The 11125-nt window shown below is 34.4% G+C and carries 11 protein-coding genes; all 11 read left to right on the top strand.

Annotated elements, in window-relative coordinates:
* Positions 1 to 296 precede the first annotated feature (296 nt).
* Complete coding sequence (locus RWM24_RS06920; RefSeq protein WP_314112794.1) at positions 297 to 1583, top strand: solute carrier family 23 protein; 1287 nt, start codon at positions 297 to 299, stop codon at positions 1581 to 1583.
* A gap of 238 nt (positions 1584 to 1821) precedes the next feature.
* Complete coding sequence (epsC, locus tag RWM24_RS06915; protein WP_314112792.1) at positions 1822 to 2394, top strand: serine O-acetyltransferase EpsC; 573 nt, start codon at positions 1822 to 1824, stop codon at positions 2392 to 2394.
* On the top strand, positions 2378 to 3790 hold the full coding sequence (cysS, locus tag RWM24_RS06910) for a cysteine--tRNA ligase (protein ID WP_314112790.1): 1413 nt from the start codon (positions 2378 to 2380) through the stop codon (positions 3788 to 3790). Before epsC ends, cysS begins: the two co-directional genes overlap by 17 nt.
* The gene (locus RWM24_RS06905; RefSeq protein WP_399539489.1) at positions 3775 to 4197 is read left to right on the top strand and encodes a Mini-ribonuclease 3; all 423 of its coding nucleotides are present in this window, start codon (positions 3775 to 3777) and stop codon (positions 4195 to 4197) included. Before cysS ends, RWM24_RS06905 begins: the two co-directional genes overlap by 16 nt.
* Positions 4190 to 5038 carry a 23S rRNA (guanosine(2251)-2'-O)-methyltransferase RlmB gene (rlmB, locus tag RWM24_RS06900; protein WP_314112788.1) on the top strand — a complete coding sequence of 283 codons (849 nt, stop codon included), beginning with the start codon at positions 4190 to 4192 and terminating at the stop codon, positions 5036 to 5038. The genes RWM24_RS06905 and rlmB overlap by 8 nt, the downstream gene beginning before the upstream one ends.
* Positions 5039 to 5048: 10 nt before the next feature.
* A complete protein-coding gene (locus RWM24_RS06895) occupies positions 5049 to 5567 on the top strand; it encodes an NYN domain-containing protein (RefSeq protein ID WP_314112786.1) in 519 nt (172 codons plus the stop codon).
* Positions 5568 to 5818: 251 nt separating this feature from the next.
* Positions 5819 to 6694: a hypothetical protein gene (locus RWM24_RS06890; RefSeq protein WP_314112785.1), complete on the top strand. Its 876-nt coding sequence runs from the start codon at positions 5819 to 5821 to the stop codon at positions 6692 to 6694.
* A 143-nt stretch (positions 6695 to 6837) separates the two neighbouring features.
* Entirely contained in the window at positions 6838 to 7548 is a 711-nt protein-coding gene (locus RWM24_RS06885; protein WP_314112783.1) for a response regulator transcription factor, read from the top strand.
* A 3-nt stretch (positions 7549 to 7551) separates the two neighbouring features.
* Positions 7552 to 8958, top strand: coding sequence for a HAMP domain-containing sensor histidine kinase (locus RWM24_RS06880; RefSeq protein ID WP_314112781.1), 1407 nt, complete (start codon positions 7552 to 7554; stop codon positions 8956 to 8958).
* Between the two features lie 155 nt (positions 8959 to 9113).
* A complete protein-coding gene (locus RWM24_RS06875) occupies positions 9114 to 10301 on the top strand; it encodes a class I SAM-dependent rRNA methyltransferase (RefSeq protein ID WP_314112779.1) in 1188 nt (395 codons plus the stop codon).
* 312 nt (positions 10302 to 10613) lie between these two features.
* The gene (locus RWM24_RS06870; protein WP_314112777.1) at positions 10614 to 11114 is read left to right on the top strand and encodes an HXXEE domain-containing protein; all 501 of its coding nucleotides are present in this window, start codon (positions 10614 to 10616) and stop codon (positions 11112 to 11114) included.
* Positions 11115 to 11125 lie beyond the last annotated feature (11 nt).

Genomic DNA, 11125 nt, shown 5'->3' with positions numbered 1-11125 from the left:
TTTGGGACATTTTTACTTGTGTTTAATTGAGACATTATCACTTGTGTTTGACAAATTTTTAAATAAACGAAAAAACTACTTGTTATTTTGTGAAAAGTCTAGTATACTTTCGCATAGCGAGGGCTTTTAAATTCATCCCGTGAGGTGAAAAAGGCGATCATAGTTCAAGTTTATATTTCTAGGAAAATTTTTTATGCATAGAAAAAATTTTCCTATATGAAAGCAGCCCTTTTGCAAACAAAATTTGATAGGGTTGCTTTTTTGTATGCACAAAAAGGCCCGGAAAAGAGGGAATGATGGAGTTACAAACTTCAAAAGTCAACTTATTACTTGATGTGGATCAAAATCCACCTTTAGCCAAAGGCTTATTACTAAGCTTGCAACATGTGTTTGCAATGTTTGGGGCAACAATTTTAGTGCCATTAATTTTAGGAATGCCTGTTTCTGTAGCATTATTTGCGTCAGGTTTAGGAACTCTGATTTATATGGTAGCAACTCAATTTAAAGTACCAGTGTACTTAGGTTCTTCATTTGCATTTATTTCAGCGATGGCATTTGCGATGAAGCAAATGAATGGAGATGTTTCAGCCGCTCAGTCAGGGGTTGTTCTTGTAGGTCTTGTTTATGTAGTAGTAGCATTAGCGGTTAAATTAATTGGAACAAAATGGATTGATCGTTTATTACCACCGATTGTGATTGGACCAATGATTATGGTAATTGGTTTAGGATTAGCAAATTCTGCAGTGACAAATGCAGGCTTTATTAAAGATGGGACTATTCAACAAATTACCGTAGCAGTCATTACATTCTTAATTACAGCATTTATTAATACAAAAGCAAAAGGATTTTTTAAAATTATTCCATTCCTATTTGGGATTATTGGAGGTTATATTGCTGCTGTACTGCTTGGTTTGGTTGATTTTACTCCAGTGCTAAAAGCGGATTGGATTGCGATTCCACAGTTATATTTACCATTTTCAACAAATGGATTTTTCAAAGAATACCATTGGTATTTTGGTCCTGAAACTTGGGTGATTTTACCAGTAGCTGTTGTAACCATTGCAGAACATATTGGAGACCATACTGTTTTAAGTCAAATTTGTGGTAGACAATTTTTGAAAAATCCTGGTTTACATCGTACATTAATTGGAGATGGAATTGCTACTTCAGTTTCAGCATTTATGGGTGGACCAGCAAATACGACTTATGGTGAAAATACTGGGGTTGTAGGGATGACAAGAATTGCGAGTGTTTCAGTTATTCGTAATGCAGCATTATTTGCGATTGGATTGAGTTTCCTTGGAAAATTCACAGCGTTAATTTCTACTATTCCAAATGCAGTGCTTGGTGGAATGTCCATTATGTTGTATGGGGTTATTGCAAGTAATGGTTTGAAAGTGTTAATTGAAAAGCAAGTGGATTTTAGAGAAGTGCGTAATTTGATTATTGCGAGTTCGATGCTAGTGTTAGGATTAGGTGGAGCAATTTTAGAATTAGGTCCTGTGACATTATCAGGTACAGCATTATGTGCATTAGCAGGGGTCATTTTGAACCTAGTATTGCCGTATGAAAACAGAAAATAATTTTTCTGTTTTTTACTTTTTTGATGAGGGATGTATACAAGGATGATTTTCGTGATGTGGCAAGGGGCTTTGATGTTTCATTCGTAAAAAAATTGTTTGACCGTTAGTCTATGAGAGAATATAAAAAGGCTTTTCTGTATGGAAAAGTCTTTTTTTAGTTTCTTAATTTGAGAAAGCGAAAAAAAGGTAGAAAATATGCTATAATAAAAAAATAGTACGAGTAAAGGAGAGTGAGGAGATGGGACGTTTTCAAGAGGATATGGAAACCTATAAAAAGAACGATCCAGCGGCACGAAGTAGTTTAGAAATTATTTTAACGTATCCAGGCTATCATGCGACTGTGATGCATCGACTAGCACATTGGTTACATACTACTTGCCGATGTAGACTTCTTGCTCGCATGCTGAGTACATTTAGTCGATTTTTTACTGGAATTGAAATTCACCCGGCAGCGCAAATTGGTCGTCGATTTTTTATTGATCACGGCATGGGAATTGTCATTGGTGAAACTGCGATTATTGGAGATGATGTAAAGATGTTCCATGGTGTTACATTAGGTGGAACAGGAAAGCAAACAGGAAAGCGTCACCCAACCATTGAAGATGGAGTATTATTGTCTGCCCATGTTCAAGTCATAGGACCAGTTACGATTGGAAAAGGTGCCAAAGTTGGTGCAGCAGCAGTAGTGCTAACGGATATTCCAGCTCATACAACAGCGGTAGGATTGCCTGCTAAAGTTGTTCGAATTCATACAAAAGAAGAACGAGAAATCACAGAATTATATGGAGGAAATTATGATTCAAGTATATAACACTTTAACACGTCAAAAAGAAGAATTTAAACCACTAGAAGCAGGCAAAGTAAAAATGTATGTTTGCGGACCAACAGTTTACAATTATATCCATATTGGAAATGCAAGAAGTACGGTTGCATTTGATACTATCCGTCGTTATTTTGAATACCGTGGCTACGATGTGAACTATGTTTCTAATTTTACAGATGTGGATGATAAAATTATTAAAGCAGCAAATGAAACAGGAATGACCCCTGAAGAAGTTTCTAAAAAATATATTGCAGCTTTTTATGAAGATACAGCTGCTTTAAATGTTAAAAAAGCAACTTTAAATCCAACCGTTATGAATACAATGGATGATATTATTGCCTTTGTAAAAGAATTAGTCGAAAAAGAAGCAGCCTATGAATCTGGTGGAGATGTATATTTCATCACTGAAAAGTTCAAAGATTATGGAAAATTAAGTGATCAAAGTATTCAAGATTTACAAGTAGGAGCTAGCCAAAGAACGGAAAGTGCAGATGATGCTAAAAAGAGAAATCCATTAGACTTTGCGTTATGGAAAAGTGCTAAACCAGGTGAAATTAGTTGGGATTCTCCTTGGGGCAAAGGACGCCCAGGTTGGCATATTGAATGCTCCGTAATGGCGACAAAACATTTAGGAGATACGATTGATATTCATGGTGGCGGACAAGACTTAGCCTTCCCACACCATGAAAATGAAATTGCGCAAAGTGAATCAAAAACAGGTCATCCGTTTGCTCGTTATTGGATGCATAATGCCTTTGTAACAATGGGGGAAGATGGAGAAAAAATGAGTAAATCTCTTGGTAATTTCGTATTAGTTCACGATATTATTAAAGAAATTGATCCTCAAATTTTACGTTTCTTCCTAGCAAGTGCCCACTATCGTAGACCATTGAAATTCAGTGAGTCTTCACTACAAGAAGCAACAGCTAATGTGTCAAAAATTCAAACAACTTTTAGTAATACACGTTACCGTTTAGAACAGGCAGTTGAATTATTAGAAGATGACCAAGATGTATGGGCTAGTTTTGAAGCGTTAGAAGGTAAATTCCAAGAAGAAATGGATGATGATTTTAATGCAGCTAATGGGATGACAGTGTTATATCAATTCGTAAAAGAATGGAATGTTTATTTAGAACGTGAAGCAGTATCACGTGTTATTTTAGAAAAATTATTAGAAAAAGCTGAACAATTATTTGCGATTTTTGGAATGAAAGAAGTTCAAGAAGAATTAGTAGATGATGAAATTCAAGCATTAATTGACGAACGTTTAGAAGCAAGAAAAGCGAAAAACTTTGCACGAAGCGATGAAATTAGAGAATTATTGAAAGCTCAAGGAATCGTGTTAGAAGATACAGCTCAAGGAACAAGATGGAGAAGAGTATAATGGAAATCATTAAAGATTGGCATTTATTAAATGGCTTAACATTAGCTTATATGGGTGATGGAATTTATGAATTATATATTCGTCAACATGTATTGAGAACAGGAAAGACGAAGCCAAATATCTTGCATCGTGAAGCTACTCGTTATGTTTCTGCCAAGGCTCAAGCAAATTTAATTCAACAAATGTTAGACAGCGAGTCATTTTTAACAGAAGAAGAATTAGAATACTTCAAACGTGGGAGAAATGCGAAAAGTCATACTAAGGCAAAAAATGCAGATGTTATTACGTATCGTATGTCTACAGGATTTGAAGCGATGATTGGCTATTTATATTTAAGTGGACAAAAAGATCGATTAGAGGAAGTCATCGCATGGTGTATTCAACAAGTGGAGGAAAAATATGGCTAGACAAGAAAAAAATTCGAATAGAAGAAAAGGAAGTCAACCAAAGGGCTTTAAAAAAGAGGCTAAAGCACCTCGTCCAAAATATACACCGGAAAGTTCTTCGAATGAGCAAGAGTCTACAGATTTTGTATATGGACGTCATGCAGTAAGAGAAGCATTACAACAACCAGAACGTGTGAATAAATTATGGATTCAAGAAGCGTTATCTGGAAAAGAAATTACACCGATTATTGATTTAGCAAAAGAACATCGTATTCAAATTCAAAATGTTCCAAAAGCTAAATTACAAGATCTTGTTGGTGAAGTTGTCCATCAAGGAGTTGTTGCTTCCATTGCAGCATATGAATATGCGACTTTAGAAGATGTTTTTGAAAAGGCTCAAGGGAAAAATGAAGATTTATTTATTTTAATTTTAGATGGAATTGAAGATCCATATAATTTAGGAAGTATTTTACGTACTGCAGATGCTACGGGAGTTCACGGTATTATTATTCCAAAGAGAAGAAGTGTTTCTTTAACTTCTACTGTAGCGAAAGCTTCTACGGGGGCTATCGAGCATGTTCCCGTTGTTCGTGTGACGAATTTAACTCAAACAATTGAACAATTAAAAGAACATGGTGTTTGGGTGTTTGGAACAGATATGAAAGGGACGGATTATCGTCACTGGAATACAAAAGGTCCAATCGCGATTGTCATGGGGAATGAAGGAAAAGGTGTATCTCGTATTGTTAAAGATGCCGTAGATGAGATGATTACGATTCCGATGACAGGACATGTTCAAAGTTTGAATGCGAGTGTCGCAAGTGCTTTAATGATGTATGAAGTTTTCCGTTCTCGTCATTAATAGGTGAGTTATGAAGAAACAATTATATATCATTGATGGGTATAATATGATTGGTGCATGGCCTGAATTAGTGAGTTTAAAAAAACAAGGTGATTTAGAAAGTGCTCGTGATTTACTCATCCATCATTGCGCCAATTTTAGAAAATTTGAACACGTTGAAGTGTGGATTGTTTTTGATGCACAATTTGTTCCAGGAATTACTCAGTCGTTTGAATCTTCTCAAGTGAAAGTTATTTTTACAGCAGAAGATGAAACGGCAGATGAATATATTGAGAGAACAGTTAGCGAAATGAATACGCAAGTCATTCAAGTGTCTGTAGCAACGAGTGATTTGGCGGAACAATGGGTCATTTTTCAAAAGGGTGCTTTAAGAAAATCTGCAAGAGAATTTTTTAAAGAAATTCAAAGAAGTAAGAAGAAACAAGATCAATTATCGAGACAATATCAAGAAATTTCCAGACGACGTTCGCCATGGAGCGATGAACAGATGGAAAAATTGAATAGTTTACGATTCAAATTACAAGAATAAGATTGATTGCTTTATATGAGAAAGAGCTAAGTGGATGAACTCAGCTCTTTTTTTAGTTTTTGAAAAGTAATCGTTTACACATCGGTGGTTGTTCTAGTACAATAATACTTAGAAATTAAAAGTATTATAACAAGAGTTGTAAGTTATGTTGCTAATTTTATGAGGATGATGAAGGAAAATTCAATTGCTAAAAGTTGATGATTTATAGAGTTTGTAAAATAGGGTGTTTCATTAAGAATGGGGGAAATAACATGAAAAAGACGCTTACTTTACTATTTGGTTTATTAGTATTTACTTTAGGAAGTTCGACTGCGTTGGCAATGGAAAGTGAGAATATGGCTTCTGATATTGGTCAAAGTGAATTTGAAACCTTAGCAACTAAATCAGAGGAGAGGTTGAATCAATTATTTCTATCTTCAGATATTCAATGGGATAAAGCGGTGAAAGTGTATGAAGAAGCATCATTTTTGGAAACTGTTTCTAAGATGGATGATGCAAGTTTAGCAGAAGAATTGAAAAAGACAGAGTATTATTGGCTTGTTCCAACTACTCATCGTCAACCCAAAATAGAGATTCGATTTGATATTGTAAAGGATTTTGATAGAGAAGAAGCAAAAAAAGCTGTAGCAAATGGATTGACAAGTGCAGAGAGCGTTGCCGAACAAGAAAAACAAATTGGAAAATGGGATATTACTTCCGTCGGTGAATACGAAGAAGGAGAAGAACCGTTTGAACAAAAAATAGAAAAGGTGCTAAAAGAGCAATCAATCTCTCCTCAAGCTATTTACTATATCCAACCAACAAAAGTGATGATGGATCCAATTGTTTTAGTGAAGTTAGCAGATAATGAGTATCGCATGCTTATTCACTCACTACCATTTGAAGACACTCAGATGAAGAGTAAGGCAGGAACATTAAAATTTGATACGCTTTATCCATACGAAACAGCTCAAAAGGTTTTAGCTACTTACTTAAATGAAAAATATATAGAACGGACGGGTGGAATTTCAGCTCCAGAGCCATGTGGGGTAATTTCGGTCGAACATAATAGAGCGATGATGATTGTGGGAGTCGTGTTCGTTATTATTGTTGGGGTCATTTGTTGGAACTTCTTCAAAAAATCATAATACAAACGAAATAAATTGAAAAATTCTGAGGCGACTTCGGTTGTCTCTTTTTTCATCTTCATAAAATCTTCATACTTTCTAGTTAACGGATTCATAAAATTACGGTATACTAATGATGAGATAATCAAAAAGGAGGAAGTAAGATGCATATTTTAATGATTGAAGATACAGAAGCAGTTTGTGAAATGATGGAAATGTTTTTTGAAAAAGAAGGTTGGACAGCAGAGTTTTATCATGATGGAAAAGAAGGTTATGATGCCTTTATGAATCAGCAAGAAAAATGGAATTTAGTCATTTTAGATTTAAATTTACCATCAATGGATGGCATGCAAATTTGTCGTCAAATTCGACAAGTCAATGAGCAAGTACCTATTGTGATGTTAACAGCAAGAGATTCAGAAAGTGATCAAGTGATTGGCTTAGAAATTGGAGCCGATGATTATGTAGCAAAACCATTTAGTCCATTAACAATGATGGCTCGTATTAAAGCATTACATCGACGTATTGGACGTAGTACTTCTAGTGAAGCCCCAATTAGTTCAGGTCAATTTGATATTGAAACAACTCATGTATCCATTAATACAAAAACTCATGAAGCTTTTATTGATGGGGTAGAAATTGAAGGATTAACTCCAAAAGAATTTGACTTATTAGTTTTAATGGCACAACATCCCCGTCAAGTTTTCTCAAGAGAGCATTTATTAACGAAGATTTGGGAAGATCCATTTTTTGGAGATGAACGTACGATTGATGCACATATTAAAAAATTACGTCAAAAAATTGAAGCAGTAGGACCTCACGTTATTCAAACAGTATGGGGTGTAGGATATAAATTTGATGATAGTGGGATTTAGAAGATGAAATATTTTTACCAACAATTAGTAGGTTTCTTATCCGTTGTATTAGTATCCGTTGTTGTTTGTGGGCTATTATTTTATAATGTTATGACCAATAAAATTTTCTTACAACGGTCGCAACAATTATTTGGATATGCAAAAGCAATTTTAGTGCATGACTTAACAGCGGATGAAATTAGCAGTAGCTTATCCTTATTGAAAGATGAACATTTAGGTGTTGCGATTTTTGATAAAGAGAATAAAATGACTTATCCAGCAACGGTATTAAATGTAAAAAGCTCATTAACGGATGATGAATTACAACATTTACAAGATGGTTCTGCCATTAATATGAAACAAACGAAACATAACTTTGTGGGCGAAGCGGCTGATTTAGTGACGATTTATTATCCAATTTTTAAAAATCAAACTTATAATGGCTTTCTTGCGATTTCTAGCCCATTAAGTAGAATTGAAACGGAAATGGCAGAATTAAGAAATTCAATTTTAGTAGGATTTTCATCAGCAGCAGTGGCAGGAGTTATTCTGAGTGTCTTATTTGCCAACTATCAAACGAGAAGAATTAATCGCTTAAGAAAAGCGACACACGAAATTGCTGAAGGAAATTATGATATTTCACTACCGACTCAAAAACGAGATGAATTTGATGATTTAGTAATGGACTTTAATAAGATGGCAGAGTCATTACAGAAATCTGAACAAGAAATTGAACGACAAGAAAATTTAAGACGACAATTAATGATGGATGTAGCCCATGAAATGAGAACGCCACTTACAACGATGAATGGACTATTGGAAGGCTTAATTCACCATATGATTCCAGAGTCTCGTCGTGAGAGAAGCTTGGAATTAATTACGAATGAAACGCAACGCTTAATTCGCTTAGTCAATGAAAATCTAGACTATGAAAAAATTCGTTCGGATCAAATTGTATTAGTGAAACAAAATTTCAATGGAGCAGAAGCATTAAGAAATGTTGTAGATCAACTTCAAGAGCTTGCATCGAATAAAGAAAATGAATTGAAATATGAATGTCCAGATAATTTTACAGTGTATGCAGATTATGATCGTTTTATTCAAATTTTAGTAAATATGACAAAGAATGCAAATCAATTTACAGATAAGGGTCATATTTTGATTAAAGGTTGGAATGAAGATAATCATGCAATCGTTCAAATTATTGATGATGGAATTGGAATTAATGAAAAAGAGGTCGAAGCTATCTGGGAAAGATTTTATAAGGCGGATGTTTCTAGAAAGAGTACGAAATATGGAGAATCCGGCATTGGATTAGCCATTGTTCATTCATTAATGAAGAGTCATCATGGTACGATTCAAACAGAAAGTGAAGTTGGAAAAGGGACAACCTTTACGCTAACATTCCCAGGAAAAGAAGAAACAGAATAGAACTAGTAAGATTTCTCTTAAATAGCAAGAATTACCACTTAAATAGTTGAATGATGGTTTTGCTACACGGGAGAAATCTTTTTTGATGAATTTGTAATCTAGTGAAAACTGTTTTAAGATAGTAAAGGAATGAAATTAAAAAGGATGATCAATAGATGAAAGAAATTATTTTAAAAACAAAAGCTGCAAAATTAGTGAAAAAGGGTTCGCCTTTATTAAATCAAGAAGATTTAGCAAAACCACTGGAAGCAAAAGAAGGCGAATGTGTCCGTGTTTGTGATGAGAAAAAAGAATTTTTAGCAATGGCTTATGTAGGATTTCAACATAAAGGAATCGGCTGGGTTTATTCTAAAAAAGAAGGCGAAAAATTAACTCCTCAATTTGTAAAAGGCTTATTCCAAAAAGCAGCACAAAAACGTTCTTCTTTATTGATGGATGATAGTACAACAGCTTTTCGATTGTTTAATGGGGAAGGAGATGGACTTGGTGGAATTACGATTGATTGGTACGATGGCTTTGTCGTTGTTTCATGGTATAGTGCAGGAATCTATCAATGGAAAGAGTTGATAGTCGAACAATTGCAAGAGGCAATCCCAAGTATCCAAGGTATTTATGAAAAGATTCGTTATGCTTCGAAAGAAAAACTACCAGAAAGTCAATTTGTAAGAGGAGTTAAGGCGAGTGAGCCATTAATTGTTCAAGAAGAAGGAGTTCGTTATGCAACGTATCTTGATGAAGGATTGATGACTGGAATCTTTTTAGATCAACGGGAAGTTCGTACAATATTAAGAGATGACTACAGTGCAGGAAAAACGATTTTGAATTTATTTAGTTATACGGGTGCGTTTTCTGTTGCTGCAGCAATGGGTGGTGCAATTCAAACAACGAGTGTGGATGTTGCTAATCGCAGTTTAGAAAAGACTCGAGAACAATTTGAAGTGAATGGGATAGATGTATCTGAGCAGAAGATTTATGTGATGGATGTATTTGATTATATTAAATATGCTGCGAAGAAAGATTTAACGTTTGATACGATTGTGTTAGATCCACCTAGTTTTGCTCGTACAAAGAAAAGAACTTTTTCGGTTGCGAAAGATTATTCTGGTTTAGTGGAGCAGTTAGTTCCGTTAACGGCAAAAAATGGGAATTTAATTTTGTCGACGAATGCGGCAAATGTTTCAGAGAAGCAATTTTTAGAAATGATTCATAAGGGACTTTGTTCTTCTGGTAGAAGATATCGTTTAGCACATCAGAAGAAATTGCCGATGGATTTTCCAGTGGCACCATATACACCGTTGAGTGATTATTTGAAGGTTGTTTTTATAGAAATGGACTTTTCTTAAGTAGTAAGGGTCGGCAGCAGCCACCGAAGGTGTCTCATGCCTAAAATCCGAGCCTAGGTCTCGAATTTCCCTTAGTAATGGTAGCCAGAGTGGCTACCATTACTCTTACTACAGCGAAAAGTCCTTTTTAAATGATATGAGGTTATGATTTGGCAGAGAAGAAGTCTATTCCTACTTTTTTGTATGGGGGAGTGCGTAAAGAAAAGGAACTAACACAGATCAAGAGTAAAGATTTAGGACTGTGATAAAAGATAAAAATGGTATAACATTAATTAATGTAGACAAAAAAATCCGTGTTTTAGGGGGATAAAAATGGAAAGAATATTTTGGTTATTCCCTATTATTTTCATGATTCATGAAATGGAAGAAATAATAGGTTTTAGACTATGGTTTGAAAAGAATTTTGATGTAGTAAAAAAATATAGTATGCTTCAAAGATTATACAATAGTTTTAGCAGTGAAGGTTTTGCAATAGCTGTACTTGAAGAATATATAATATGTATTATAGTAACAGGTATGAGTATATTTTGGGAAATTTATATACTTTGGATAGGGGTATTTATTGCTTTTGTAATGCATTTAGTAATTCATATAATACAAAGTCCTGTGATAAGAAGATATATACCGGCATTGATTTCAAGTATTGCACTTTTACCAATTAGTATTTTTTTGATATCTAAATCTATTCATTATTTTGGGTATCATTTTACAGATATAGTTATGATTTCTATTTTGTCTGTAATTTTAATGGTGCTAAATTTAATTTTAGTTCATTGGATAATGAGAATAGTAACCCAAAGAATCAACAAATAATAATTTGCAAA

Origin of the sequence: uncultured Granulicatella sp., assembly GCF_963516875.1 — a bacterium.
GTDB lineage: Bacteria > Bacillota > Bacilli > Lactobacillales > Aerococcaceae > Granulicatella.
Note: the sequence above shows the minus strand (reverse complement) of the source record. Positions and strands in the feature narration are given on the sequence as shown.

Excerpts from the sequence above, each read along its gene's own strand:
- RWM24_RS06920 (WP_314112794.1), top strand. The coding sequence starts at position 297 with ATGGAGTTACAAACTTCAAAAGTCAACTTATTACTTGATGTGGATCAA.
- epsC (WP_314112792.1), top strand. The coding sequence starts at position 1,822 with ATGGGACGTTTTCAAGAGGATATGGAAACCTATAAAAAGAACGATCCA.
- cysS (WP_314112790.1), top strand. The coding sequence starts at position 2,378 with ATGATTCAAGTATATAACACTTTAACACGTCAAAAAGAAGAATTTAAA.
- RWM24_RS06905 (WP_399539489.1), top strand. The coding sequence starts at position 3,775 with ATGGAGAAGAGTATAATGGAAATCATTAAAGATTGGCATTTATTAAAT.
- rlmB (WP_314112788.1), top strand. The coding sequence starts at position 4,190 with ATGGCTAGACAAGAAAAAAATTCGAATAGAAGAAAAGGAAGTCAACCA.
- RWM24_RS06895 (WP_314112786.1), top strand. The coding sequence starts at position 5,049 with ATGAAGAAACAATTATATATCATTGATGGGTATAATATGATTGGTGCA.
- RWM24_RS06890 (WP_314112785.1), top strand. The coding sequence starts at position 5,819 with ATGAAAAAGACGCTTACTTTACTATTTGGTTTATTAGTATTTACTTTA.
- RWM24_RS06885 (WP_314112783.1), top strand. The coding sequence starts at position 6,838 with ATGCATATTTTAATGATTGAAGATACAGAAGCAGTTTGTGAAATGATG.
- RWM24_RS06880 (WP_314112781.1), top strand. The coding sequence starts at position 7,552 with ATGAAATATTTTTACCAACAATTAGTAGGTTTCTTATCCGTTGTATTA.
- RWM24_RS06875 (WP_314112779.1), top strand. The coding sequence starts at position 9,114 with ATGAAAGAAATTATTTTAAAAACAAAAGCTGCAAAATTAGTGAAAAAG.
- RWM24_RS06870 (WP_314112777.1), top strand. The coding sequence starts at position 10,614 with ATGGAAAGAATATTTTGGTTATTCCCTATTATTTTCATGATTCATGAA.